We start from the raw sequence: 26950 nt of genomic DNA, 5'->3' as shown, positions 1-26950 counted from the left end.
ACTGATGCCTGATGAAGCGAGACGAATTTCAAACGAAAGCATTTTAAATTTTTTGCAGCGCAATATCGTCGGCGTCGCAGTCGTCGTCGTTGCGCTCTTTCTCGTCATACCCATGCCTCGCATCCTCATCGATTTTTCGATGGCGCTCAATATCGCGTTTTCGATCGTCGTCCTGCTCATCGTCATGTATACGCCGCGCGCGACGAATTTCGTAACGTTCCCGCGCGTGCTTTTGTTTATGACGCTTTTCGGGCTCGGCATCAATATCTCTTCGACGCGTCTCATCCTCGCAAACCCCGTAAACCCCGCGGGGCTTTCGAAAAGTCAAAGCGTCATGGTGCAGGCTTTTGCGAACATCGTCACCGGCGGGGGGACGGGTGCGACGCCTGTCGTCATCGGCTTTGTGATTTTTATTATTTTGATCGTTGTGCAGGTCGTCGTCATCACAAAAGGGGCCACGCGCGTATCGGAAGTCGCCGCGCGGTTTTCCCTCGATTCGATGAGTACGAAAAAATTCGATATCGGCAATCGTCTCAACAGCGGTATCATAACGGAAGAAGAAGCGCAAAAAGAACAGGAAGCCCTCGATCGCTCGGTCGATTTTTATTCGACGATGGACGGTGCTTCGAAATTCGTTTCGGGCAACGTTAAAGCCGGCATCTTTATCACGGCGATAAACATCTTCGGCGGATTTGCCGTCGGTATGGCGATCAATCGCATGTCGGCGGGAGACGCTCTTTTATCCTATGCGAAACTCACGATCGGTGACGGTCTTATGTCGCAGATCCCTTCTCTCATGCTTTCGTTTGCGACCGGTCTCATCGTTACGGGAAGCAGCACGGACGAGGCCTTCGACAAACAGCTTTCGAAAAACTTTACGATCGACGGACACATCTACGAAATCGTAGGAGCGGCTCTCGCGTTTATGGGTATCGCGTTTATCGGAAACGGCGCGGGAGCGACGGTGCTTTTGATTTTGCTCGGAGCATTTTTCTTTTTTATGGGGTACCGTATTGCAGCTTCTCAAGTGCGCGAAAAAGCGCAGGCCGCCGCCGCTACGGCAAAAGAAAAGACGGGCGGCGCAAGTCCCTCGGATGCTGCGGCGATCGCTCCGCTCGATACGCTGTCGCTCGAACTCGGCTATGCGCTCATCCCGCTCGTCGACAAAGAAAAAGGCGCGGAACTTCTCGAACGGATTACGCGCATACGGCACGAAGCCGCTCTCGATATGGGACTCATCGTTCCGCCGATCCGCATCGTCGACAATATGACGCTCGATCCGAACGAATACAGTTTTAAAATCCGCGGTATCGAAGCGGGGAGGAGCACGATCAGGCTCGGTTACTATATGTGCATGAATACCGGTACGGTAACCGAAGAAATGCAGGGAGAAAAAACGAAAGACCCCGCTTTCGGCATGAACGCGATTTGGCTGCCGGAAGAAAAACGGGCGGAAGCCGAGCGGAACGGCTATACCGTCGTCGATCCTCCGACGATCATCGCGACGCATTTGACGGAAATCATCAAAGCGCATGCGGCGGAGATCATCGGACGGCAGGAAGTGTCGAGGATCATCAACAATATCAAAGAGACGAATCCGGTCGTCGTCGACGAAGTGCTCAACAGCGAAAAATGCAAATTCACCTACGGCGATATCGAAAAAGTGTTGAAGATGCTTTTGCAGGAGCGCGTGTCGATACGCAACATCGTCGTCATCCTCGAAACGCTTGCGAACTTCGGGCCTATCACGCACAACGCGTGGGATCTTACGGAAAAAGTGCGCGAAGCGCTCGGACTCCAGATATGCAAACAGTACGCCGACGAAGACAATACGCTTCGCGTTATGAGTTTGTCGCAGGAGCTGTCGCAGCTCCTGCTCGATCACACGGCAAAGAGTGCGGGTACGGAGCCCTTCGTCGCCCTCGATCCGGTCGATTTGCGGATATGGGAGCGCGCGATACACGGCGGCTATAACGCGATTCGAAGCAAGGGTTGGCTTCCGATCGTTATGTGTTCGTCTATGGTACGCCGCCTCGTGTGGAATATGACGAATCGCGAAATGCCCGACATCATCGTTATTTCCGACAGAGAGATAATCGCCGCCGGCAGAAGCATAAAAGTCGAAGTGCTCGGGGAAATCGCAGAAGATAAAGCAGGAGTGACGATACAGAATGTATAGCGCAGAAAGACGGGACATGCCCGTATTGAAGATGACGGGACGGACGCTCGACGAATGCAAAGCGAAGCTGTTTGAAAAATTCAATAACGAGTATACGATCTGCGGAAAACGCACGATGCTCAAAGGCGGATTTTTCGGCATCGGGCAAAAAGAAGTCGTCGAAGTTTCTTATACGGTAGACCGCGAAGACGACGTGTCAAAAAACGCGGCCGCACATACGACGAGGCTTTCATCCGGGGACGGAACGGATGCGCTTGAAGCGGCCGCCGCGTTCAATAAAACCAAAGACGACCTTTTACGCGCGGCTCAGATGACGGCTTTCAATACCGCACTGAATGCCCGTATGACGCAAATGGAGGAGAATTTTTCGAAGCAGCTGAAAAGTATTTCTTTCGCCGCTTCGGAAAAACATCCGTCGATCAAAAAAATCGAAAGCCTTTTGGAAGAAAACGAATTTACGTTTTCATACATCAATGAGATAACGGAAAAACTGCAATCGAATTTTACGCTCGATGCGCTCGACGATTTTAAAGCCGTAGAACGCAAAGTAGTCGATTGGATCGGCAAGACGATTTCGATCGCGCCGGAAAAAATCCAGCGCCCGCCCCACGTCGTCGTCATCGTAGGCCCTACGGGAGTCGGCAAGACGACGACGCTCGTAAAGCTTGCGACGAAGATGGTGAGCGAAGCGAAGAGAGAGGAGCGCAGGATTCCGTCGTTCGCGTTTATCACGACCGACACGATGCGCGTCGGAGCTTACGAACAGCTCGCTTCGTACAGCACGATCTTTGAAACGGAACTCGAAAAAGCGGAAACGGTCGAAGACTTGAAAAAACTCTACGATGAAAAGCGCGAAAACCTCGACGCGATCTTTATCGACACGAGCGGCTACAGTCCGAACGATACCGAAAACATCGGCAAGATGAAAGCCGTTCTCGACGTGCGCGGCATGAAACCCGACATACACCTCGCCGTCGCCGCTTCTACAAAAGCAACGGATCTGGCGAACATCATGCAAAATTACGAGCAGTTCGGGTATAATTCCGTCATCGTGACGAAGTGCGACGAATCGAAGCAATACGGAAACGTCATCAGCGTGCTCCATGAAAAAAACAAAAAGATTTCATATATCGCCGACGGACAAAAAGTCGTACGGGACATCCATCGTGCGGACGTCGTTCAGTTTCTCATCAGGCTTTCGGGCTTCGATGTCGATCGCGTGCATATTGAAGATGAATTTGGAGAATAAAATATGGAAGAACAGGCAGAAGGTTTGCGTGAATTGATGAAAGAGGGCGCTCAAGGGAAAAAGAGGACGTCTTCGGCAAAAGATGCGCACAAAACGCGCATCCTCGCGATCACGAGCGGCAAAGGCGGCGTCGGTAAATCGAATATAGCCGTAAACATGGCCATAGCCTACGCTCAGACCGGTAAGCGCGTTATCCTGATCGACGGGGATCTCGGTATGGCGAACATCAACGTGCTGCTCAATCAAGTGCCGCCGTACAATCTCATGCACGTCATCGACAAAAAAAAGACGATGAAGGAGATCATCCTCGACACCGAATTCAATATCAAATTCATTGCGGGCGCAAACGGTCTTTCGAAGATCGCAAACCTCTCCGTCAAAGAGCTCGAGGATTTTGCAAAACAGTTCGCTTCTCTCGGTTCCGCCGATATCATCATCATCGACACGGGAGCGGGCATCACGAACAACGTTTTGCAGTTCGTCGCCGCCGCCGATGAAGTGTACGTCGTTACGACACCCGAACCGACGGCGATCACCGACGCGTACGGCATCATTAAAATCATCACGACGGAAATCGTCGAGCATCCGGTCAACTTAAAGCTGCTCGTAAACCGCGCGCATTCTGCGGACGAAGGCAAGCGCATCTCCGAACGCATCATCACGATCGTGAGCCAGTTTTTGAATTATAAAGTCGATTACATCGGCTTCGTGTACGACGATCCTGTCGTGCAGGCTTCAGTCATTCGGCAAAAACCGTTTATCGTTATCAATCCGACGTCGAAGCCCGCAATGTGCATCAAGCACATCATCGGCCGCATCGAAAAAACGGAACCGATGGAAAGTGAAGGCGTATCGAATTTTTTGAAAAAGTTTTTGCGCAGAAAGCATTGAACATGCAGCTTTGAAACGGAGAATGTACGGCACGCGGCGGGCATTCTCCGACTGTGTTGCGGGTACGAGAGCGCGTGCGGAAAATCAGCGGTGCGGCCGCGAAGCGGCATTGTATTTTTATTATTATGAGAATATAATAAGTAATAAAAGTTTTTAGGGGGTGTGGTGAAGCAGGTTCGGTTTATCGCAGGTTTTGCTCTCGCAGGCTTTCTCATCTCTTTTTTCTTCGGCTTTTTTTCTCGCGGCGGTATCGGACGTATATTGCTCTACGCTTTTATCTTTGCCGCGGTGTTTGCCCTCGTGGGATTTGCCGTGCGGTTTATCGGTACGACGTTTTTACGTATCGACGCATCGGCGGGAGGTGAGGGAGATGTGCAGCGCGAAACGACGGGAAACAATGTCGATATCGTCGTGCAGGACGAAGATCTTCCGACGGAAGAGGGGTCTCCCGAATTCGATGTCGGCGGAAACCGTCAGATGCTGAACAAAGAAGATTATTCGGACGGAGAAAAAGAAAATCGTGCTGCCGCTTCTTCGGGCGAAAGCATCGATACGATCCATGCGGCGGACGGCGGCGCTTCGTCGGACGATCGGACGGAACAGTCGGATGACGGTTTTGTTCCCGTAGGGCTGCATGAGAGTGCCGGGACGCTTTCCGGAAAAGAAGCGGGAGTCGATTCCGACGACGGTTTTTCGCTCAAAGACGATACGCTCGACGATTTGCCCGACATTGAAGATTTGACTCCGTCCGGAGAAATCGTCGAAGATACCGCTTTTTCCGCAGCGTCGGACAAAACGAAAAAATCCGATAAGGCGAGTAAATACAGTGAAAAGGATACGACGCTTATGGCGAAGGCGATAAGCACTGCGCTGGCAAAGGATAACGAAACTTAATAAAGGTGCATAGTATGGCAGATCCGGTAAACGACGAAAAAGAAGAAGACAGACTCTGGGAAGAATACCGAAAGACGAAATCGCAGGCACTGCGCGACGCGTTTATACGGCAGTATATGCCGCTTGTAAAATACGTTGCCGGGAAGGTGTCCGTCGGTATGCCCGGCAGTGTCGAATTCGACGATCTCGTCGGTTTCGGGCAATTCGGTCTGCTCGACGCGATCGAAAAATACGATCCGTCGAAAAACGTCAAATTTAAAACATACGCCGTCACCCGAATTCGCGGCGCCATCTTCGACGAGCTCAGACAGATCGATTGGGTGCCGCGTTCCGTTCGGCAAAAATCTCGTGAAATAGAAGATGCGATCAATACGCTCGAAGCGCGGCTCGGACGGACGGCGAGCGATGCGGAAATCGCGGAATCGCTCGGCGTAAGCGAAGACGATTATCACCGCATCATCATGAAAGTGTCGGGAACGAGCGTCCTCTCTTTGAGCGATGTATGGCACGGCGGGGACGATTCTGCAAACACGTCGATCGGAGACAGCATCGAATCTCCGTCGAGCATGAACCCCGATGCGATCGTCGAACGCGAAGAGATTAAAAGAGTTATCGTGCAGGCCATCAACGAATTGCCGGAAAAAGAAAAGATGGTCATCGTTTTGTATTATCATGAAGATTTGACGTTTAAAGAAATCGGGCAAGTGCTCAACGTAAGCGAATCGCGCATTTCCCAGCTGCATACGAAAGCGAATCTCAGAATGCGCGCGAAGTTGACGAATCTCAGGAAAGGAATCATGTGATGGTATCGCTCGAGAAAATACGTGCGGATATGCAGCATCTCTTGGAACGCGACAAGCAGCTGCACAATGTCGACGTCCATGCCGAAAGCATCGATGAAGCGCTCGCCGATGCCGCCGTTCAGCTCGACACGAAAGCCGCCGATCTCGAATACGAAGTCGTCGAAAAGGGAAGCAGCGGTTTTCTCGGTTTCGGAAAAAAGCCGTGGCGGCTTCGTATCTATGAAAATCCGAATGCCCTTCACGCAAAACGGAAGTCGGCAAAGGACGACCTTTTCGGAGCGGATGAAGAATCGACCGAACAAAAAGTAATCGACAGAGACGGCGCGTATTATGTCCGTCACTTCGGCGACAGAATCATGCTCAAAGTGCTGCTTCCTTCGGGAACGGGAAAAGCCGTCGACGGCAAAGACGTGATGCAGGCGCTTATGCGGCCGGACACGGTTTCCGTGGAAGACGACCTTGTAAAAAAATATATCAAACAGGGTACGGCCGGTCACTATAAAGAAGTCGGCACGTACAAACACATAGCCGCCGGAGACGCGAGCGTTTCGGTGAGCATTTCAAGCGACGAAATGAAAGCGGAAATCGTCGTATCGGCTCCTTCGATGAGCGGCGCCGACGTTTCCTATTCGATGATCGAGCGGGCGCTTCGCGCTCAGGGTGTCGTCACCGGTTTTGAAGAAGATAAAATCGAAGCGTTTGTCGACGATCCCGTCTACGAAACTCCGTACGAAGTCGCTGCAGGCACTCCCGCACAGGACGGGAGGGATGCATACATCGCGTACGATTTCGAAACGGATCCGAAAAAGCTGCGCGCGACGGAGTCTGCGACGGGGCAGGTCGATTTTAAAGAGTTGAACCTCATACAAAACGTCATCAAAGGCGGACGCCTTGCACAAAAAATTCCCGCAGAAAAGGGAAAGCCCGGCAAAACGCTCTTGGGGCGCTATACCGAAGCGAAAAACGGAAAGGATATACCGATTCCGCTCGGACAAAACGTTTCGCTCGCTTCCGACGGTATGACGGTCATTGCCGATACCGACGGTCAGGTTATGCTCTTTGCAGGGAAGATTACGGTGGAGCCCGTACTCCAGCTTATGAGCGTCAACATCAAAACGGGAAACATCAAATTTCTCGGTTCCGTCATCATCCGCGGGAACGTCGAAGACGGCTTTAACGTCGACGCATCGGGCAATATCGAAGTCGGCGGTACGGTCGGCAACTGTAAAATCAATGCGGGCGGCAATATCATCGTGCAGCAGGGCGTATTCGGCAAAAACGGCGGCACGCTGAAAAGCAAAAAATCGCTGTGGGCGAAATTCATACAGGCGGCGAAAGTCGAAGTCGACGAGTCGGTCATCGTGACCGACAGCATTATGAATTCGGAAGTCATGGCGATGAAGAACATCGTTTTGACCGGGAAAAAAGCGCAGATTATGGGCGGGCACTTGTTTGCGACGGAAGAGATTTCCGCAAAGAGCATCGGCTCTCCGGGAGGGGGAGCGGAAACGATACTCGAAGTGGGATTCGATCCGAGAGCGAAGCAGCGCCTCGACAGCTTACAGGAAAAACAGGGAGCGCTCGTCAAAGAGCTTGAAAATATCGAACTCGATATTTCGACGCTCGAAAATCAAAAAAAGATACGCCGATCGCTCCCGAAAGAAAAAGAAGATAATCTCAATAAACTCAAAGAGCGTAAAGCGCAGATCGATTCCGAATCGGCGGAGATGACCGAAGAGATTCAAAAACTGCAGGGGCACTTGCGTGAATTGAAAGCGGTCGGAAAAGTGAAAGCGTCGGGAACGGTGTACGCGGGAGTGAAGATCTACGTGCGCGACGTGCTCGACGAAGTGCACAACGAAGTGTCGGGCGTAACGTTCTATTTCGAAAACAATTTTGTCAAGCGCGGTAAATACGAAGCCGCATCTAAAATAAAGGGTCCCGATGGCTATACAACCAATTGATTTACAGACGATGTATTCTCAAATGGCGAATATCGCGCAGAATGCCGCGCAAGCCCAGGACGGCGGCAGGCTTGCCGAAGCGATGCAGCAGCAAAATATCGTGCGCGAGAATTTGGAAGAAGTCGATCGCGTCTCCCGTCCCGCATCCGACGAATCGGAAGCCGAATCGCGCGCCGTAAAAAACGACGGCGCATCCTCTTCTCGCGGTGAGAGTGAAGAGAGGGGCAAGGGCGGAGGGCGCGAAAAAAAAGACGAAGGGCGTGAGCGCGCCGTACGGGAATCCTATATCGGTCAGCACATAGATATTACGAGGTAAGCGTGCCGGCAGTATTATTTGCGATCGTTGCAATCAATATCGCTTTGTGGATCGTCTTTACAGTCCGCTTTAAGCGCCTCTTTTCGGCCGACGACGTCATCGAAAAAACGAAAGCCGAAATGGACAATATGATCCGCGACATCAACAACAACACCGTCCGCGCGATCGATATCATCGACGACAGAACAAAGCGGTTGAAACGCCTCATCGAAGAAGCCGATAAAAGAATTGCGCTTGCTCAAAGCGAAGAAGCGAAAAAAAAATCGTTGTCCGCTCTCCGCGATACGCTTGAAAAAAAGACGGTTCCCGAAACCTCCCGACGCGCCGCGAATACTTACAAAAAAAATGCTCCCCGTTCCCGTCCCGCCCCCGACGCATCCTATACCGTAACGGGAGAAGGGGAGGCGCTCACGGAAACACAGCATTCGCTTTTCGACGACAAGCAGGAAGAAGTGCACACAAAGGCCGAGATGAACGTGATGGGCGACGGAACGTCGTATGCGAAAGTGCCGGTTATAAAACCCGACGTGTATTTTTCGGATACGCCCGTGGTACCGAAAAAGAATTTTACGAAGCAAGTGCTCGAAATGTCGGAAATGGGACTTACGATCGAACAAATCGCAAAACAACTTTCGTGTTCGAAAACCGAAGTGCAGATGATACTCGATATGCAATAAGACATCTCTAAAAACGCGGTCGGATTTTAGAAGCGTTCAAAAATTTTTATGGGGGAAGATATGAAAACAACGGTGCAAAATTTCGGAGTGCTTTCCGACGGAACAAAGGTTTCGCTTTTTACCGTCAAAAATAAACACATGTCCTTTTCCGTTACGGATTACGGCTGCAGAATTACGAGTATCGTGCTGCGCGATTCGGACGGCAGCGAAACCGACGTCGTACTCGGTTATTCGACGCTCGAAGGCTATATTTACGATACGAGCTATTTCGGCGCTTTTGTCGGGCGTTTTGCAAACAGAATTAAAAATGCTTCATTTTCGCTTGACGGTAAACGCTGTACGCTCGATAAAAACGACGGACGCAATATGCTGCACGGAGGTTTTGACGGCTGGGACAAAAAAGTGTGGAAAGCGAAAACCGTTTCGACCGAAAGAGGCGCGGGAGTCGAGTTTACGCGCGTTTCAAAAGACGGCGAGCAGGGCTTTCCCGGAACTATGCGCGTAAAAGTGCGCTACATCCTCGACGAAAAAGATAATCTTACGTGCCGTTATACGGCATCGAGCGATAAAGCCTGTCCCGTAAACCTCACCAATCATTCGTATTTTAATCTTGCGGGGAAAGGTACGATCGAAAATCATGTTTTAAAACTCGATTGTCCTTCTTATCTTGAAACTACGAGCGCTTTGATTCCGACCGGAAAAATTCTTTCCGTAAAGGATAGCGCTTACGATTTTTTAAAAGAAAAGCGCATCGGCCGCGATATCAAAAAAACGGGGACGGGTTACGACGACTGCTTTGTCACGAGAGTCTACGACGGAAAAAACGGAAGCTCCGGAGTTCCCGAATCGGCTGAAAAAATCATCCGAGTTGCACAATTGTGTGATCCCGAATCCGGCAGGACGATGACGGTCGATACGAATGCGGAAGGCATACAGCTTTATACCGGCAATATGCTGAAAGCCGTGCGCGGCAAAAACGGGCGCATCTACGGCAAGCACGCAGCGCTCTGCCTTGAAACCGAGTGCTTCCCCGCGTCTCCGAACATCGCGCACTTTCCGTCCTGCGTTTTGCTTCCCGGAAAAAAATACGAATCGATTACCGTATACGGATTTCACCGGTAGAAAAGCCGCAATCGAGGCATGTCGAAAATATTACATGTCCTCGATAAGCCGCAATCGAGGCATTGTATTAAATTGTGTTTGGCGTTATGATTGCATTATCGTTTATTTTACCGAGACAGCGAGGGTTGTATGGATGTCCAGTTGCAGGAATTGATCGACAAAATAAAAAAAGACGGAGTGGCGAGCGCGGAAGCTTCTGCGGCCGAGATACTCGCCGACGCCGAAAAAAAAGCGCGAGCCGTCGTTTCCGATGCGGAGCAAAAAGCCGAAGGCATCATCAAAAATGCGAAAGCCGAAACCGGGCGCATGGAAAAAGCGAGCGAAGACGCGATCGCGCAGGCGGGACGCAATATGATTTTGTCGTTCCGTGATTCCCTTATCGCCGAGCTCGACAGAATTATTAAGACGGAAACGGCGAAAGCGTATTCGAAAGAGCTGCTCGTAAATCTTATCCCCGAAACGGTAAAAGCGTGGACGAAACACGCCGATGCGGAAGAGCTTTCCGTTTTGCTTTCCGAAAAGGATTTGAAAGAACTCGAATCGGCTCTTACGTCCGCGCTCAAAGACGAAATCGCAAAGGGGCTCGTGCTCAAAAGCGATAAAACGCTCGCGGCCGGTTTCAGGATCGGAGTTAAAGACGGCAGGGCATTTTACGATTATTCTTCGGATTCCCTTGCCGAATTGTTCGCAGCCTACGTCAATCCGCGCACTGCAGCCATCTTAAAAGGCGCCGTTCAAGGGACAAACGAGTGAAGCAATATTATCTCGTTTCGCAGCTGCCCGACATTTCAAACGCCGAGCGCGCTCTTGCGATAACGGAAAGCTATTACCGCGATCTGTGTTCGCGCTTCCTTTCGAAAGCGGAAGTCGAAGTCTTAAACGCTCTTTCGCTCGTTCCGCCGAGAGAGCCGGAACCGACCGGTTCGGAATTTCTCGATGCGTGGTACGACAGGGAGCGGAGTCTCCGTTTTGCGCTCGCGCAAGTCCGCGCGCAAAAGATGAAGCGCGACGCACCGCAAGTGCCGCCGTCGTGTACGGCCGACATCATGCAGGCAGCCCGTACCGCAGTCGGTATGGACAGTCCTCTTTCCGCAGAAAAGTTTTTATACGAATACCGCACCGGAGTGCTCGACAATCTTCGTCCTTTGGATATCTTTTCCGTCGATGCCGTCTACGAGTACGGCATACGGCTTTTGCTCACTGCGCGCATGAAAAAATTCAACAAAGAAGCGGGTACTCTGGCATACCGCACTATGTACGATTCTATACTGGGAGAAACAATATGACGGGTACTAAAGCGAAAGTAGTCGGCGTCAACGGCAATATGGTTTCGATAGCCTTTGACGGCAACATTTCGATGAACGAAGTCGGCTACGTAAACGTCGAAGGCAAACGGCTCAAAGGCGAAGTCATCCGTATACGCGGCGACGGCGCTCAAATGCAGATTTACGAAATGACGAACGGCATACGTTCGGGCGATACCGTCGAATTCGACGGCGACCTTTTGTGCGCCGAACTCGGTCCCGGTTTGCTCGGTCAAGTGTACGACGGTTTGCAAAATCCGCTGCCGCTCGTCGCGGAACAGGCGGGCTTTTTTCTCGAGCGGGGCGTCTACGTCGACCCTCTTTCCAAAGCGACGAAGTGGGATTTTACGCCGTCGGCAAAAGTCGGCGATGTTGTATACCGCGGAGATGCCGTCGGCTCGGTTCCCGAAGGCCCCTTTACGCATAAAATTCTCGTACCCTTCGATATGTACGGCTCTTATACCGTAAAGAAAATCGTACCTGCGGGATCGTACACGATTCAAGATGAAATCGCAGTCCTCGAAGACGAAAAGGGCGAGACGCATACGATTACGATGACGTTCAAGTGGCCGGTAAAACGCGCCGTCGACTGCTATGCCGAACGCCTCGCGCCGTCTGACGCGATGGTTACGAAAATACGTCTCATCGATACGTTTTTTCCCGTTGCGCTCGGCGGAACCTATTGCATACCCGGCCCCTTCGGCGCGGGTAAAACGGTTATCCAGCATACGACGAGCCGCAACGCCGAAGTCGATATCGTCATCATCGCAGCCTGCGGCGAGCGTGCGGGCGAAGTCGTCGAAACGATCAAAGATTTTCCGAAGCTCATCGATCCGCGTACCGGAGAATCGCTCATGAAGCGGACGATCATCATCTGCAATACGTCGTCCATGCCCGTCGCCTCTCGCGAAGCGTCCGTCTATACGAGCGTTACGCTTGCCGAATACTATCGCCAGATGGGTCTCAACGTGCTTTTGCTTGCCGATTCCACTTCTCGCTGGGCGCAGGCTCTGCGCGAAATGAGCGGCCGCCTCGAAGAGATTCCGGGCGAAGAAGCGTTTCCCGCCTACCTCGAATCCTATATCGCAGCCTTTTACGAACGCGCCGGTATCGTGCGCCTGCGCGACGGCAAAACGGGTTCGGTTACTATCGGCGGTACGGTTTCTCCCGCCGGCGGCAACTTCGACGAACCGGTTACGCAGGCGACGCTCAAAGTCGTCGGCGCTTTTCACGGACTCGCGCGCGAGCGGAGCGATGCCCGAAAATACCCCGCGATCGACCCGCTCAATTCGTGGTCGAAATACAAAAGCGTTATCCGCGAAGACCGGGTCGATTTCGCACGCGCTCTCTTCAGAAGCGGACAGGAAGTCAATCAGATGATGAAAGTCGTCGGTGAAGAGGGAACGACGACCGAAGATTATATCGAATACCTCAAAAGCGATTTTCTCGATTCGGTGTATTTTCAGCAAAACTCTTTCGACGAAGTCGACAATTCGGTCAGCGTCGAACGCCAAACCTATACGCTTGAAAAAGTGCTTCGCATCCTCGGATCCGATTTCGATTTGAAGACGAAAGACGATGCGCGCTCTTATTTCAATTCTCTGCGCCAGCTCTTTATCGACTGGAACTATTCGACGTGGAAGGACGACTCGTTTACCGATATCGAAAAAAAGATCGACGAACTCTACGCGCAAAAAAACGGCAAACTGCAAAAAGAAGCGGCGGCACTGCTCAAGGACGGTGAATGATATGAATAAAATATATTCGCGAATCGAATCGATCACCGGCAACGTCATCACGGTAAAAGCCGACAACGTCCGCTACGGAGAACTCGCGGAAATCGAAACGAGATTCGGAAAATCGCTTGCGGAAGTCAATAAAATCGACGGAGAAGTCGTGTCGCTGCAGGTTTTCGCCGGCGGCCGCGGCATTTCTACGGGCGATCATGTTAAATTTCTCGGACACCGGATGGAAGTGAGTTTCAGTGAAAATCTGCTCGGCCGCATTTTCAACGGCTCCGCATCTCCCCGCGACGCGGGACCTGCTCTTACGGACAACCTCGTAACGATAGGCGGGCCTTCGGTCAATCCTTCCAAGCGCATTATGGCAAACCGCATGATCCGCACGGGTATCCCGATGATCGACATGTTCAATACGCTCGTCGTTTCGCAAAAGCTGCCGATATTCAGCATTTCGGGAGAACCGTACAACCAGTTGCTCGCGCGCATTGCGATGCAGGCGGAAGTCGACGTCATCGTGCTCGGCGGTATGGGCTTAAAGTACGACGATTACCTGTACTTTAAAAACACGCTCGAAAACGGCGGAGCGATGAGCCGCACCGTTATGTTTATCCACACGGCCGCCGATCCGACGGTCGAATGCATGAAAGTGCCCGATTTGAGCCTTGCCGTCGCCGAACAGTTTGCGCTGCAGGGCAAAGACGTGCTCGTCCTTTTGACCGATATGACGAACTTCGCCGACGCGATGAAAGAGATCGCTATCACGCAGGAACAGGTTCCGTCGAACCGCGGTTATCCCGGCGACTTGTACAGTCAGCTCGCTTCCCGCTACGAAAAAGCCGTCGACTTCGAAGGCGCGGGGTCGGTAACCGTCCTCGCCGTGACGACGATGCCCGGAGACGACGTAACGCATCCCGTGCCCGACAATACGGGCTATATCACCGAAGGGCAGTATTATCTCAAGGGCGGCCGCATCGAACCGTTCGGAAGTCTTTCGCGCTTAAAGCAGAACGTCAACGGAAAGACGAGGGACGATCATCGCGCTCTCATGGACGGCATGATACGCCTGTATTCTTCGTATAAAGATACGCTTGAAAAAAAATCGATGGGCTTTATGATGAGCGCGTGGGACAACAAGCTCATCAAATACGGCAAAGAATTCGAAGACGAAATGATGGATCTGTCGAAAAACATATCGCTCGAAGACGCCCTCGATTCGGGCTGGAAGATTCTCGCCGACTGTTTCGACAAAGAGGAAACGGGTATAAAAACGGGACTGCTCGATAAGTATTGGCCGAAAAGGGATTAACGTATGGCGAAGATCAAGCTGACGAAAAACGAGCAAAAGATTCAAAAAGATGCGCTGAAAATGTATCAGCGCTATCTTCCGACACTTACGCTCAAAAAGCAGCAGCTCCAAACCGAAATTCGCGCCATCGACATAAAAGCGCGTGAAGTGCGCGATGCGCGTAAAGCGCTCGAAAAGGAATTCGACGAATGGATCGCCGTGTTCGCCGATGCCGAATCCTTCGGACGCGATACGGTGCGCGTAAGCAATATACGAAAAGGCACGGGCAATATCGCGGGCGTGAAGATTCCGATTTACGAAGGCGCCGATTTTACGAGAGCCGAGTACGATCTCTACGAAACGCCCGTGTGGATCGATATGGCGGCCGATCGCATGGAAAGAGCGCTCGAACTCGATTTGGAAGCGGAAGTGCTCGACGAACAGGTGCGCCTCCTTTCGAAAGAGCTTCGCACGACGACGCAGCGCGTCAACCTTTTCGAAAAAGTGAAGATTCCCGAAGCGAAAGAAAATATCAGAAAGATATCCGTGTTCCTCGGCGATGAAAGAGTCGCCGCAGTCGTGCGCAGTAAGATATCGAAGCGGAAACTGGAGGCTGAAGCGAAATGATCGTAGCGATGAAAAAAGTTTCCGTCGTCATTCTCGAAAAAGAAAAAAAAGACGCGCTCGAAAAATTGCGTAAGCTCGGCGTCATGCACTTGGAAAGCCTTGAAGGTGAAAGCGAAAAGCTTTCCGCTTTGAAAGAAAGTTTTTCATGCGCGCAAAACGCATACGCGATCCTTTCCGAGATAAAAGCGCCGAAAACATCCCGCGCCGAAAACCTCGATGAAGCCGGAGTCGCCGAAAAAAGCAAAACGGTTACATCTCTTTTCGACGAAAAAAAATCGCTCATCGATGCGCTCGGCGCCGACACCGTCGAACTCGAACGCTTTGCAAAGTGGGGCAGTGTCGATCCGGACGATTTCGCTTATCTTTCCGAAAAAGGAATAGCGCTTTCGATGTACGAAATGCCGGCCGATTTATACACCGCTTTGGACGATTCCATCGATACGGTGCTCGTCAATACCGGAAAGCGCGATGTACGATTTTTGCTTATCGGAAAAGAGCGGCCTGAAAATCTTCCGCCCGAAGCCTTTGAAGTGCCGCTTCCGAAAATCGCTACGGAAAAACTTTCCGAGCAAATCGAAGGCAATATAAAACGCATCCGTGAAATCGAAACCGAACTTGCGGCACAGGCGGTGTATGGACGACAGATCGATTCGTATGCGAAAAAGCTCGCAAAAGAGATCGAATTCGAAAACGTGTATGCGGGTATGGGAAAAGAAAACGAAGGCAAAGAGAGCGATCTCGCGTGGCTTTCAGGCTATGTTCCGTCCGACGGCTTTTCCGCTTTGGAAGAGGCGGCGAAACAAAACGGCTGGGCGCTTTCTTCGAGCGAAGTCGAAGAGACCGATGATCCGCCGACAAAGCTTAAAAACAATCCGCTCGTAAGCATCATCTATCCGCTCACCGATTTTCTCGGCACCGTTCCGGGCTACCGCGAATTCGATATTTCCGGATGGTTTTTGTTTTTCTTTACGATCTTTTTCGGCATGATTTTCGGCGACGCGGGTTACGGACTCATTATGCTCGCTCTTGCGCTCGCCGTAACGGTCAAATCGAAGGCTGCAGGCAAAAAAACGAATCCGATGATGAGTCTCCTTGCGCTCCTTTCTTTTTCGACGGTCGTGTGGGGAACGCTTACGTGTACGTGGTTCGGCATTGCCGCCGACAAGCTTCCCTCATGGCTCACTTCTCTTTCGATTCCGCCGATTTCTTCGGCATACGCTTCCCGCTACGACGGCGTGCACAGTCTCCTTACGACCGATCAAAATCTGCAAGTGTTTTGCTTTACGCTCGCGCTCGTGCAGCTGACGGTCGCTCACATCAAGTGCTTTATAAACGACATACGCTCTCCGAAGTGCATAGGAGACTTGGGTTCCATGCTCATGCTGTGGGGTATGTTTTACATCGTGCTCATGCTCGTCATCAGCGGGGAAATCTTTTCGCTCGATAAAGTCGTGTACGGTATTCCCGTCGGCCGCGTTTCGCTCGCGCTCGTCGGAGGCGGCTTTTTGATGAGCTTCGTGTTTTCGAATTACGACGGCAGTGTCGGAAGGGCGGTGCTCGAAAGCTGTAAAAACATCATTTCGGTAGTGCTCGGTGTCGTAAACGTATTTTCGGATATCGTGTCGTATATCCGCCTGTGGGCGGTCGCTTTGGCCGGCAGCGCGATTTCGAGTACGGTCAACACGATGGCGGGTCCGCTTTTGGGACACGCGATTTTCTTTGTCGCCGCACTCGTCCTGCTCGTAACGGGGCACGGACTTAACGTCGCATTGAACGTGCTTTCGGTTATCGTTCATGGCGTGCGTTTGAATACGCTTGAATTTTCAAGCCACCTCGGTATGTCGTGGTCGGGATATAAATATGAGCCGTTCAGAGAAGCGGCGTTATAGGAATAATAGGAGTTGTTATGAATTTGGGAATGCTTGGTGCAGGTGTCGTGATGGGGCTCGCCGCTATCGGAAGCGCGTTCGGAATCGGTATCGCAGGTCAAGGCGCGATCGGTGCATGGAAACGCTGTTACGTAAACAATAAGCCCGCGCCTTTTATCCTCACCGTCTTTGCAGGCGCACCTCTGACGCAGACGATTTACGGATTTCTTTTGACGAGGAGCATCCTCGATTCGGGTCAAAATCCGCTGTTTTTACTCGGACTCGGCGTTGCCGCAGGACTTGCGATGGGCGCGTCTGCCGTCGCTCAGGGACAGGCGGGAGCAGCCGGTTCGGATGCGCTCGGGGAAACGGGCAAAGGCTTTGCGAGCTATATCATGGTCGTCGGTCTTTGCGAAACCGTCGCTCTCTTTGTCATGGCTTTCGGCATCGGTTTTTGCCGATAAGCGTTCTTTCAAAAAGCGCGCATGACGAAAAAAGTCTATCTCGGCGGAAACGGTAAAACGGAGCGCATTGCCGTCGGCGGCGGAGAGCCCGTTTCGGTACAGACGATGTGGAAAAAATCCATCGTCGGTTTGGACGCCGATTCGGAAAAGCGCGAAGCGCTCGTAGAAGAAATACACGCACTCAAAGGGATAGGCTGCGATATCGTGCGTTTTGCCGTTCCCGATATGGAAAGCGCGCGCGCACTCTGCGCGATAGCCGCCGAATGCACGGTACCTCTCGTCGCCGATATTCACTTCGACTACCGGCTCGCCCTCGAATGTCTTCGCGGCAACGTCGCCGCGATCCGCATCAACCCCGGCAATATCGGTTCTCGTGAAAACGTCGAAAAGGTCGTCGCTTCGTGCCGCGAAAAAAACGCCGCGATCAGAATCGGCGTCAATACGGGAAGTTTTCCGAAAGACCTTGCGGCGAAAGTTGAAGCGGGTTCCATGTCGAGAGCGGAAGCGCTTTCCGAAACGGCATCGCGCGAAGCCGCCGTATTCGACGAACTCGGTTTTACGCAGTTTGTCGTCAGCATGAAAGCGTCTTCGGTAAGTGAAACGATCGAAGCGAACGAAGTATTTGCAAAAAAATACGATATACCCCTTCACATCGGAGTGACGGAAGCGGGACCGCTCATCACCGGCATCGTAAAGAGCACGCTCGCTTTCGGCGCCCTGCTTTCAAAAGGCATCGGAGATACGATCCGCGTAAGCCTTTCCTCATCCCCCGAAAACGAAGTGATAGCCGGCCGCGAAATACTTGTAGAATGCGGAAAAAGAGAGGGCGGCGTAAAGCTCATTTCCTGTCCGAGGTGCGGGAGGATCGGATTCGACGTGCACGCCTTTGTCGAAAAATGGCAAAGAGAACTTTTATCGCTCGATAAAAACATAAGCGTCGCTGTTATGGGCTGCGTCGTAAACGGACCGGGAGAGGGAAAACACGCGGACTTGGGGATAGCGGGGTCGGGCAATAAAGTCGTCATATTTAAAAAAGGAAAAATAGTGCGAACCGTCGACGCAAAAGATGCCGATAAAGTATTCAGAGAAGAATTGAACACGCTGTAAAACGTATCGATTGTACCGACTGAGCGGTCGTTAAACGAAGCACGCTATTTCAGTGTTTCGTTTAACCGTTTTTCTCAATTCCGGAACCGGTTGACTTATGAAAAAGATTATTATTTTTTCCGTATTGCTCATGACGTATTCGGCGCTCGGCGCGCAAGTGCGTCCTAAAAAACCGCGTGATCTTGCAGGCGATATAAAACTGCTTCGTCGCGCTCTCATCGAATTCGATAACGGAAACTACGGAGAAGCGCTCCGTCTTGCAAACGACGCGAAAACAGCCCGGCGCGAGATCGTCGCATGGGAAGCCGATACGCTCTCTTATGCTTTAAAACCGCGCGAAGTGCAAAAGGCGAACGGCGTACTTTCCGACGTGCTTGCAGTTCTCAAAAAGCGTGAAGACTACGACGCCGTTGAAATCGTCGAGCGCTATATCGGGAAAAATACAAGCGCGTTTTTTCATAATTCCGTGCCCGCCCTCGTCTCCTACGTTTCGACGCGCTTTTCTCTTCCCGAAGCCGATCGCCTTATCGGCCGCGTCTACGCTTTGGAAGGCGAATACGCGCTCGCAAAACAATATCTCATTAACGCGTGGCAGAACGGCGCGCTTCTCGACGTGCCGGACGAACGCTACGATATTTTGTACGAGCTTTCCGACATCGCGCTTATCGAAAAAGATTTCGACGGCTATGAAAAAGATTTGCTTCTTATCGTAAGCGGTGACAGTTTATTAAAAAACGAAAGCTTTGAAAAAGCGCTTATGCGTATCGTGCAAGACAGGGAAGCGGGAGCGATGGAAAAATTTTTTACGCTTTTCAGGTCGGAAGATTATACGGCACTTAAAGCATATTTCAAACTCGCATCGTACTACGACGAGCGCGGTTTTTCCGATAAAGCGCTGAAAGCCTTCGCGCTCGGAACTCTTACTGCTTTTACGAAAATGTACAATACCGTAAAAGCGCGGGATCCCGAATTCGAATATCAAAACCTCGGTCGTCTTTTTACGGAAATCAGGCGTTTTCCCGACATCGTCGATTGGGCGTCGGATCGGCAGGTTTGGAAAGGGTTTTCTGATTTTGCCGGCTGCGTGCGGAAAGCGGGAAACGAACGATTTGCGTTCGACCTCTATGCGGCGCTTGCAAACTCCGCCCCCGACGATTATTGGAAAAAAAATGCCGCTTTTGTACTTTCCGATACTTTTAACCATTAATCGAAGTGCGGAATTTCGGAAGCTCTTTTTTTTAGAAAATACGCTTTTCTCTCGGTTTTCGAAAGTATTTTCCATGATGCGGAAAACGAAAAGAGGTGGTGCGGCGATTGCGTAAAAACGGTATACTCGCACTATGCGTATGGTCATTATCGCTTTCAGTATCTGCGCGGCTTTGTTCGCCGTCCTGACGCTGCTCGTGTACGCTTTTCTCTTCCGTCCGACGGTTGTCAGGCGAAAGAAAAGGGCGCCTGAAATTTTTGAAGATGTGCCCGCTCTCGCGCCGTACCTTGCGGAGCTCCACAGCGCCGTCGATTCGTTTCATCGCATGGAAAAGGAAAACGTTTGTATCACATCCTGTGACGGCATCGAACTTGCCGCATGGTACGTGCGTGCGGAAGGTGCACAGGGAACCGTTGTCTGTATGCACGGCTATCACGGAAGTCCGATGAGCGATTTTTCGCTTGCCGTACAGTTTTTTCATGAACGGGGATGGAACGTTTTGCTGCCGCACGAAAGAGCGCACGGGGAAAGCGGCGGCAACTGTCTCACGTTCGGCATAAAAGAGCGCTTCGACTGCCGCGATTGGGCGGCGGCGATCGATAAAAAAAACGGAGGGGCGCTCCCGATCATACTCTACGGCGTTTCGATGGGAGCTTCTACGGTGCTCATGGCATCAAGCACGGGGCTTTCCGAAAACGTTAAATGTATCATCGCCGACTGCGGCTATACTTCGCCTCGTGATGAAATCGCGCACGTACTGAAAGCATCGTATCACCTCCCGCTTTTTCCGACTCTCGCGATTTCCGATATGCTCGCCCGCTCGATCGCGGATTTCAGCTTGAGCGAATATTCGACGCTCGATGCGCTTGCCGAAAATAAAATCCCCGTGCTTTTTGTCCACGGAGATGCGGACACTTTCGTGCCGTTGTATATGTCGGAAAAAAATTACGAAGCGTGCAAAGCACCGAAAGAACTGCTCATTATTAAAGGTTCTCCTCACGCGGTTAACTACGCGCTCGGCAGAAAGGGATACGAAAAAAAGATAATCGAATTTATGGACAAGTACGCCGTAAAAAAAGTACAAGGATAAAAAGATGACTATGAGTCGAATTATCGAAGATGTAAAAAATGCCGTCAATCAATTGCTTTCAGCGGCAGAGCTGAAAGAAGGAAACATCCTCGTCGTCGGATGTTCTTCGAGCGAAATTCTCGGAAGCAAAATCGGAACGGCTTCGAACGAAGAGGCGGGAAGGGAAGTCTTTAAAGCGATATACGATATCGTTCGGCCGAGCGGCATATTCCTTGCAGCGCAGTGCTGCGAACATTTGAACCGTGCGCTCGTCATCGAAGAAGCCTGTTTGGAAAAATACGATTATGAGAGGGTTTCCGTCGTTCCGTGGATTCACGCCGGCGGCTCGTTTGCGTCGGCGGCGTACCGTCTGTTTGAAAAGCCCGCCGTTACCGAGCATATAAAAGCCGATGCCGGAATCGACATCGGCGATACGCTTATCGGCATGCATTTGCGCGATGTGGCCGTTCCCGTCCGCATCGGACAAAAAAGCATCGGAGAAGCGCACATCGTATGCGCGCGCACCCGTCCGCGTCTTATCGGCGGCGAGCGGGCACGCTATACCCTGTAACGGCGATTTTCGCCTCGATTTATTTTTTTTGAAACGAATCTTTTCCAGCGCCGCACAACGGGCATACCCAATCGTCGGGGATGTCTTCCCACTTCGTGCCCGGCGCTATGCCGCCGTCGGGATCGCCTTTTTCCGGGTCGTATACGTACCCGCATACGGTGCATTCGTATTTGTCCATAGCTACGCTCCTCAGATTGCGTTGTACCGCATCTTTGTAAAATTCTTGCAGATTGCTCTGCAATACTTATACTATATCGATATATTTTAAAATCGTCAAATAAAATCGTCGCCGACAAGAGTGTCGGAGGTTGGAAAAGATAACGTTGTACGACGAATGCCTGTCGCCGAATGCGTGCCGATCGACTGTATCTTATCTTGTAAAAATAAAAATTATGAGGTAAATTCCTATGCGATGAATCCTACGATCTATGAAGTAGCAAAGCGTGCCGGAGTTTCTACTGCGACGGTCTCTCACGTGTTTAACAATACGCGTTATGTGAGCGACGATTTGCGGTCAAAAGTGGCGATGGCGGTACGGGAACTGAATTATAAGCCGAATGTCGCCGCACGGAGACTGCGGGGCGGGGCATCAAAATCGTTGGGGCTTATCGTGCCCGACTGTACGAATACTTTTTTTGCTGAAATCGCGCGCGCCGTAGACAGAGTTTGTTTTTCATTGGGCTACAATATAATTTTGTGCAATACGGACAACAACGCCGCGCAGCAGTCGTATTACATCGATATGCTGATTTCCAAACAAGTTGACGGAGTTATATTTATATCGAGCAACGGGGCGGGCGGCGATATTCGAAAATGCGAAACGGCTTCGGTTCCTGCGGTTATCGTCGACCGCGATGTGCATCACGGTTCGGCCGACAATATAATCGTAAACAATGAAAAGGGCGGTTACGATGCTGCGTCCTATTTGATCGGACTCGGATTTACGAAGATCGGCTGCATAACGGGACCCGCGGGAATTTCTTCGAGTATGCAGCGTACGGCGGGTTTTAAGAGGGCGCTTGAAGAAAACGGTATTGCATTCGATGAGAAGTTCGTATGCGGCGGCGACTTTCATTACAGCGGAGGAAGGGATGCATTTTTACACTTGCATCTTCTTTCGGAAATGCCGCAGGCGGTGTTCGCGTGCAACGATATGATGGCGATCGGATTTATTCATACCGCCGCTGCATACGGCGTACGCGTTCCCGACGATATTTCCGTCATAGGATTCGACAATACGGAACTTTCCGCCGTCGTATCGCCGACGCTGACGACGATTGCGCAGCCTATAGAAGAAATTGCCGAGATTGCGACCGAACGTCTGCTGCAAAAGGTTGAAAACTCAAGCCGCGATATAAAAAAAATTATTCTTGAACCGCATTTGATAATCCGCGAATCGTGTAAAAGAATTTTCTAAAAAATTTGACAACTTTTGTTGTTCATGCTATCATTTAATGTAGTTAATCGATTACGTAATCGATTAACTGAGGCGGATATGAAAAAATCAGGGATTTTGAACAGCGATATCTCCAGGGTATTGTCCTATATGCGGCATACCGACACAATCTGCATAAGCGACTGCGGGCTTCCGTGCCCCGACGAAACGGAATTGATCGACGTTTCGCTTGAAAAAGGTGTGCCGGATTTTGTTCGGGTTCTTAAAGCCGTCGTAAACGATATGAGAGTCGAAAGGATTTTTTTAGCGGAAGAGATACGCGCAAAAAATCCTGCCGTGCTCAAAGAAATTCAAACGCTTTTGCCCGGTGTCAGGACGGATTTTATGCCGCATGAAGAATTCAAAAAAAAACTTTTATCGTGCAAGGCTGTCGTGCGGAGCGGGGAAGCGAGCCCGTATGCGAATATCATCGTACAATCGGCTTGTATATTTTAGGCGGGCGGCGGAAGGGGCGTGCAGATGCATATCGTAATGCAGGGCATAAAAAAGCATTTCGGAAACGCTCTTGTTCTTGATAATGCCGAATTTTCCCTTATGTCCGGCGAAGTTCACGCCCTTATGGGAGAAAACGGTGCCGGAAAATCGACGTTGATGAAGATACTCACCGGCGTCCATACGAAAGATGCGGGTGTACTGTATATCGACGGCAAAGAAGTTTCGTTTGCGAATCCCAAAGAGGCGGAAAAAGCGGGAATAAGTTTTGTCTATCAGGAACTCAATACTTTTCCCGATATGAACATCGAAGAAAATATATTTTTGGGGCGTGAAATATTCGGAAAATTCGGCGTGCTTGACAAAAAAGCGATGAGACGGCAAACGCAGCGCGTTTTGGACACTTTGGGAGTCGAACTTAATCCGCTTACGCCGCTCGCTTCGCTTTCCGTAGGTCAAAGACAGATCGTCGAAATCGCGAAAGCGTTGCTGGGAAATGCAAAAGTTATCATTCTCGACGAACCGACGGCGGCGCTGACGGAAACTGAAGTCGAAAAGCTTTTTTCGGTTATCCGCATATTGAAAGACAAGGGCGTAGCTTTTGTGTACATCTCTCACCGCATGGACGAAATATTCAAAATTTGCGATAGGATTACCGTCATGCGCGACGGCACATACGCCGGTACGGTGCCCGCTGAGGGGACAACTCCGGATGCGCTCATACGGATGATGATCGGCCGGCCGCTGGGGAATCTGTTTCAAAAAAAGAATATCCCGTTCGGTAAAACCCGCCTTGCAGTTCGTTCGCTTTCAAAAAAAGATATGTTTTCCGATATTTCGTTTGAAGTCAGGGCGGGCGAAATTCTCGGAATTGCGGGGCTCATGGGTGCGGGGCGGTCGGAGATTATGAAGACGATCTTCGGAAGTTACCGTGCGGACGGCGGCAAAATTTTTATCGACGGAGAAGAAGTGCCGCTGAAAAATCACTGTCCTGCAAAAGCGATTGAACTGGGAATGGCGTTTATCACGGAAGACAGAAAAGACGAAGGGTTGATGCTGGAAAATTCGATCACCTGCAATCTCGATCTGCCGAATTTTCCGACTATAACGAATTTTCGTATTTTTTTAAACCGCAAAAAAGAAACGCAGCTCAGCGAAGAAGCGATTCGGAATTTCGGCATAAAGTGTACCGGCGGCGAGCATATATGCGGAAATCTCAGCGGCGGTAACCAGCAAAAGGTCGTCTTTGCACAGTGGCTGTATACGAAGCCGAAAATTCTTTTACTCGACGAACCCACGCGCGGCGTCGATGTCGGCGCAAAGCAGGAAATTTATTCGATAATCACAAAACTCGCGGAGGGCGGCGCTGCCGTCGTCATGGTTTCTTCCGAATTGCCGGAAGTTTTAGGCATGAGCGATAGGATTTTAGTCATACACGACGGAAAAGCTGCCGGCCTGCTTGAACGCCGCGATGCCGCACAAGATAAGATAATGACGCTTGCGACAGGAGGCTCGCTGCATGATTGACTTTCGAGAGACGGCGAAAAAATTTGAGGATTACGGCGCGCAGATCGCGCTGTTGCTCCTTGTTATTGCCGTGTGTATAATCAGTCCGGAATTCCGTTCCGTCGGCAATGTACTTTCTCTGTTGCGGCAGTCTGCGATAAACGGACTCATTGCATTCGGAATGACCTGCGTAATCCTTACCGGCGGAATAGATTTATCCGTCGGTTCGACGCTGTGTCTTTCGGCGATATTGTGTGCGGGAATGATCAAGGGAGGATTTTCCGCACCGCTTGCGATGCTTACAGCGCTTGCGATCGGAATCGTACTCGGAATACTGAACGGTATTATGATCGTAAAGGGAAGGCTCCAGCCGTTTATTGCGACGTTGGTTTCAATGACCGCATACCGCGGCGCGACGATGATTTTCAGTAAAGGCCGTCCGATTTCCGCTTTGGGAAGCAGCCGTCTTTTGGAAGGGCTGGGCAAAGGAAGCTTCGTCGGTATTCCTATTCCCGTAATAATCCTCTTTGTTTTATTTGCGGGATTTTATTTTATGCTCCATGCAACGGTTCTCGGACGAAAGATTTACGCTATAGGAAGCAACAGTAAAGCGGCGGCTCTTGCAGGGGTTGCAATAGGCAGAACGAAGATGATCGTATACGGTCTTTCGGGATTGATGGCGTCGCTTGCGGGATTGATAATCGTTTCGCGGCTCGGAAGCGCGCAGCCTACGATGGGGCAGGGCTACGAACTTGATGCGATCGCCGCCGTCGCGTTGGGCGGAACGAGTATGAGCGGCGGACGCGGGAGGATATTGGGGACAATTACGGGCGCGCTGATTATCGCGACGCTCAACAACAGCATGAATATACTCGGCATTTCCGCATACTATCAGCAAGTTGCAAAAGCTGCAGTTATTCTGCTCGCCGTCCTGTCCGATCGTAAACGCTGATTCGCAGGGCGGAAATTCGGCAGGCAGATTGTCGTTCGGGTTTGGATTTTTTTCTAAACGGTGTGAACGCTTTGCAACTTGCGCGGACGATTAGATCGTACGTACATGGTAAAGCGGGAATTTGTTTTATCTCATATCAGGAGGTTGTATGAAAAAGGTGTTGGGTCTTATTGCGCTTTCCGCGTTATTGCTGGGAGGCTGCGCAAAACAGCAGGCTAAAAATACGGTGGGGCTTGCCGTATCGACACAGAACAATCCGTTTTTCGTGACGCTCGTAGAAGGAGCAAAGCAGGAAGCTGCGGGGCAGGGGATCGAGCTGACGGTCGTGGATGCGGGCGATGACGTTGTAAAACAAGCGAGCGATATCGAAGACCTCGTGTCGAAAAAAGTTCGCGTGATTATCGTCAATCCCGTAGACTCTTCCGCGATCGCACCGGCCGTTGCCGCCGCAAAAAAAGCCGGAATTGCCGTGATTTCGGTAGACCGCGCGGTTATCGGCGAAAGCGTAGCCTGTCAGATCGCATCGGACAATGTCGCAGGAGCGAAGATGGCGGGGGAATATCTTTTACAACTCACCGGATCGGATGCGGATATCGCGGAACTTCAGGGAATTCCGGGTTCTTCCGCCGCAATCGACAGAGGTAAAGGTTTCCACGAAGCCGTTGACGGAAAGGCGAACGTCGTTGCAAGCCTTACGGCGAATTTTAATCGCGTAGAGGGAATGTCCGTGACCGAAAATATTTTGCAGGGAAATCCGAATATAAAAGGTATTTTCGCGCATAACGATGAGATGGCGCTCGGTGCGCTTGAAGCTGCGGCGGCCGCCGGAAAAAATATCGTTATCGTAGGATTCGATGCGACCGACGATGCCCTTGCCGCCGTAAAAGACGGCCGCATGGCGGCGACGGTCGCTCAGCTTCCTGCTGAAATGGGAAAGACCGCCGTACAGACGGCGCTCAAGCTCATGCGCGGAGAAAGCGTTGATGCGTCGATCCCCGTTACGGTAACCCTTATAACAAAGTAAAAAAGCGTTTAACAAAATCGGGTTAATAAAAATGAGGCGGAATCGGAAATTTATTAAAATCTCGATTCCGCCTTTTTTGTCGGGCTACCGGAATTCGAATCCGGGACCCCAAGTCCCCCAGACTTGTACGCTAACCAGCTGCGCTATAGCCCGAAACGTACCGGTAAAACCGATACGATTATCTACTATATCGAAAAAAATCGAAGCGGTCAACTCTTTTGACGCGATTCGCTTTTGAATA

At 51.1% G+C, this 26950-nt stretch carries 26 protein-coding genes and 1 tRNA gene; 25 read left to right on the top strand and 2 right to left on the bottom strand.

Annotation, left to right across the window (positions count from 1 at the left end):
* The first annotated feature begins 4 nt into the window (after positions 1 to 4).
* The 20 genes from HRI97_RS07905 to HRI97_RS07810 all read left to right on the top strand — a co-directional run bounded on the left by HRI97_RS07905 (position 5) and on the right by HRI97_RS07810 (position 21339).
* Complete coding sequence (locus HRI97_RS07905) at positions 5 to 2179, top strand: flagellar biosynthesis protein FlhA (RefSeq protein WP_180486523.1); 2175 nt, start codon at positions 5 to 7, stop codon at positions 2177 to 2179.
* Complete coding sequence (locus HRI97_RS07900; RefSeq protein ID WP_253724952.1) at positions 2172 to 3428, top strand: flagellar biosynthesis protein FlhF; 1257 nt, start codon at positions 2172 to 2174, stop codon at positions 3426 to 3428. The genes HRI97_RS07905 and HRI97_RS07900 overlap by 8 nt, the downstream gene beginning before the upstream one ends.
* A 3-nt stretch (positions 3429 to 3431) precedes the next feature.
* Positions 3432 to 4319, top strand: coding sequence for a MinD/ParA family protein (locus HRI97_RS07895; protein WP_180486521.1), 888 nt, complete (start codon positions 3432 to 3434; stop codon positions 4317 to 4319).
* Positions 4320 to 4484: 165 nt separating this feature from the next.
* Positions 4485 to 5213 carry a hypothetical protein gene (locus HRI97_RS07890; protein WP_253724951.1) on the top strand — a complete coding sequence of 243 codons (729 nt, stop codon included), beginning with the start codon at positions 4485 to 4487 and terminating at the stop codon, positions 5211 to 5213.
* A gap of 14 nt (positions 5214 to 5227) precedes the next feature.
* Entirely contained in the window at positions 5228 to 6016 is a 789-nt protein-coding gene (gene whiG, locus HRI97_RS07885; protein ID WP_016520307.1) for an RNA polymerase sigma factor WhiG, read from the top strand.
* Positions 6016 to 7980, top strand: a complete 1965-nt coding sequence (locus HRI97_RS07880; RefSeq protein ID WP_253724950.1) for a FapA family protein — start codon at positions 6016 to 6018, stop codon at positions 7978 to 7980. The genes whiG and HRI97_RS07880 overlap by 1 nt, the downstream gene beginning before the upstream one ends.
* Positions 7961 to 8296 carry a hypothetical protein gene (locus HRI97_RS07875; protein ID WP_180486518.1) on the top strand — a complete coding sequence of 112 codons (336 nt, stop codon included), beginning with the start codon at positions 7961 to 7963 and terminating at the stop codon, positions 8294 to 8296. The genes HRI97_RS07880 and HRI97_RS07875 overlap by 20 nt, the downstream gene beginning before the upstream one ends.
* A 2-nt stretch (positions 8297 to 8298) precedes the next feature.
* A complete protein-coding gene (locus HRI97_RS07870; RefSeq protein ID WP_253724949.1) occupies positions 8299 to 8973 on the top strand; it encodes a hypothetical protein in 675 nt (224 codons plus the stop codon).
* 60 nt (positions 8974 to 9033) lie between these two features.
* The gene (locus HRI97_RS07865; protein ID WP_253724948.1) at positions 9034 to 10095 is read left to right on the top strand and encodes an aldose epimerase family protein; all 1062 of its coding nucleotides are present in this window, start codon (positions 9034 to 9036) and stop codon (positions 10093 to 10095) included.
* A 129-nt stretch (positions 10096 to 10224) separates the two neighbouring features.
* Positions 10225 to 10848, top strand: a complete 624-nt coding sequence (locus HRI97_RS07860) for a V-type ATP synthase subunit E (RefSeq protein ID WP_253724947.1) — start codon at positions 10225 to 10227, stop codon at positions 10846 to 10848.
* Positions 10845 to 11381, top strand: coding sequence for a DUF2764 domain-containing protein (locus tag HRI97_RS07855; protein ID WP_253724946.1), 537 nt, complete (start codon positions 10845 to 10847; stop codon positions 11379 to 11381). Before HRI97_RS07860 ends, HRI97_RS07855 begins: the two co-directional genes overlap by 4 nt.
* Positions 11378 to 13147: a V-type ATP synthase subunit A gene (locus HRI97_RS07850; protein WP_253724945.1), complete on the top strand. Its 1770-nt coding sequence runs from the start codon at positions 11378 to 11380 to the stop codon at positions 13145 to 13147. Before HRI97_RS07855 ends, HRI97_RS07850 begins: the two co-directional genes overlap by 4 nt.
* Position 13148: 1 nt before the next feature.
* Complete coding sequence (locus HRI97_RS07845; RefSeq protein ID WP_180486512.1) at positions 13149 to 14447, top strand: V-type ATP synthase subunit B; 1299 nt, start codon at positions 13149 to 13151, stop codon at positions 14445 to 14447.
* Between the two features lie 3 nt (positions 14448 to 14450).
* Positions 14451 to 15053 (top strand): V-type ATP synthase subunit D, encoded by a 603-nt coding sequence (locus HRI97_RS07840; RefSeq protein ID WP_253724944.1) that lies wholly within the window; start codon positions 14451 to 14453, stop codon positions 15051 to 15053.
* Entirely contained in the window at positions 15050 to 16942 is a 1893-nt protein-coding gene (locus HRI97_RS07835) for a V-type ATP synthase subunit I (RefSeq protein ID WP_253724943.1), read from the top strand. The genes HRI97_RS07840 and HRI97_RS07835 overlap by 4 nt, the downstream gene beginning before the upstream one ends.
* A 17-nt stretch (positions 16943 to 16959) precedes the next feature.
* A complete protein-coding gene (locus HRI97_RS07830) occupies positions 16960 to 17385 on the top strand; it encodes an ATP synthase subunit C-like protein (RefSeq protein ID WP_021331352.1) in 426 nt (141 codons plus the stop codon).
* A 21-nt stretch (positions 17386 to 17406) separates the two neighbouring features.
* A complete protein-coding gene (gene ispG / locus HRI97_RS07825; protein ID WP_253724942.1) occupies positions 17407 to 18492 on the top strand; it encodes a flavodoxin-dependent (E)-4-hydroxy-3-methylbut-2-enyl-diphosphate synthase in 1086 nt (361 codons plus the stop codon).
* Between the two features lie 97 nt (positions 18493 to 18589).
* Positions 18590 to 19699, top strand: coding sequence for a hypothetical protein (locus HRI97_RS07820; protein WP_253724941.1), 1110 nt, complete (start codon positions 18590 to 18592; stop codon positions 19697 to 19699).
* Positions 19700 to 19832: 133 nt separating this feature from the next.
* Positions 19833 to 20789: an alpha/beta hydrolase gene (locus tag HRI97_RS07815; RefSeq protein ID WP_253724940.1), complete on the top strand. Its 957-nt coding sequence runs from the start codon at positions 19833 to 19835 to the stop codon at positions 20787 to 20789.
* A 4-nt stretch (positions 20790 to 20793) separates the two neighbouring features.
* Positions 20794 to 21339, top strand: coding sequence for a TIGR01440 family protein (locus tag HRI97_RS07810; RefSeq protein ID WP_253724939.1), 546 nt, complete (start codon positions 20794 to 20796; stop codon positions 21337 to 21339).
* A 19-nt stretch (positions 21340 to 21358) separates the two neighbouring features.
* Here HRI97_RS07810 and rd read toward each other — a convergent pair whose 3' ends face one another.
* On the bottom strand, positions 21359 to 21517 hold the full coding sequence (gene rd, locus HRI97_RS07805) for a rubredoxin (RefSeq protein ID WP_180486505.1): 159 nt from the start codon (positions 21515 to 21517) through the stop codon (positions 21359 to 21361).
* Positions 21518 to 21751: 234 nt separating this feature from the next.
* On the opposite strand from rd, the gene HRI97_RS07800 reads away from it, so the two are divergent.
* The 5 genes from HRI97_RS07800 to HRI97_RS07780 all read left to right on the top strand — a co-directional run bounded on the left by HRI97_RS07800 (position 21752) and on the right by HRI97_RS07780 (position 26709).
* Positions 21752 to 22756, top strand: a complete 1005-nt coding sequence (locus HRI97_RS07800) for a LacI family DNA-binding transcriptional regulator (RefSeq protein WP_253724938.1) — start codon at positions 21752 to 21754, stop codon at positions 22754 to 22756.
* Between the two features lie 78 nt (positions 22757 to 22834).
* Positions 22835 to 23230, top strand: a complete 396-nt coding sequence (gene rbsD / locus HRI97_RS07795) for a D-ribose pyranase (RefSeq protein WP_253724937.1) — start codon at positions 22835 to 22837, stop codon at positions 23228 to 23230.
* A 24-nt stretch (positions 23231 to 23254) separates the two neighbouring features.
* Positions 23255 to 24754, top strand: a complete 1500-nt coding sequence (locus tag HRI97_RS07790; protein WP_253724936.1) for a sugar ABC transporter ATP-binding protein — start codon at positions 23255 to 23257, stop codon at positions 24752 to 24754.
* Positions 24747 to 25685: an ABC transporter permease gene (locus tag HRI97_RS07785; RefSeq protein ID WP_253724935.1), complete on the top strand. Its 939-nt coding sequence runs from the start codon at positions 24747 to 24749 to the stop codon at positions 25683 to 25685. The genes HRI97_RS07790 and HRI97_RS07785 overlap by 8 nt, the downstream gene beginning before the upstream one ends.
* A 148-nt stretch (positions 25686 to 25833) precedes the next feature.
* Positions 25834 to 26709 (top strand): substrate-binding domain-containing protein, encoded by an 876-nt coding sequence (locus tag HRI97_RS07780; protein ID WP_253724934.1) that lies wholly within the window; start codon positions 25834 to 25836, stop codon positions 26707 to 26709.
* Between the two features lie 79 nt (positions 26710 to 26788).
* Here the strand turns inward: HRI97_RS07780 and HRI97_RS07775 are convergent.
* Positions 26789 to 26862 (bottom strand) — tRNA-Pro (locus tag HRI97_RS07775).
* Between the last annotated feature and the right edge of the window lie 88 nt (positions 26863 to 26950).

The organism is Treponema socranskii subsp. buccale, assembly GCF_024181585.1.
In the GTDB taxonomy this organism is placed as follows: domain Bacteria; phylum Spirochaetota; class Spirochaetia; order Treponematales; family Treponemataceae; genus Treponema_D; species Treponema_D buccale.
The sequence above is the reverse complement of the archived record's forward strand: the minus strand, read 5'-3'. Positions and strand labels throughout refer to the sequence as shown.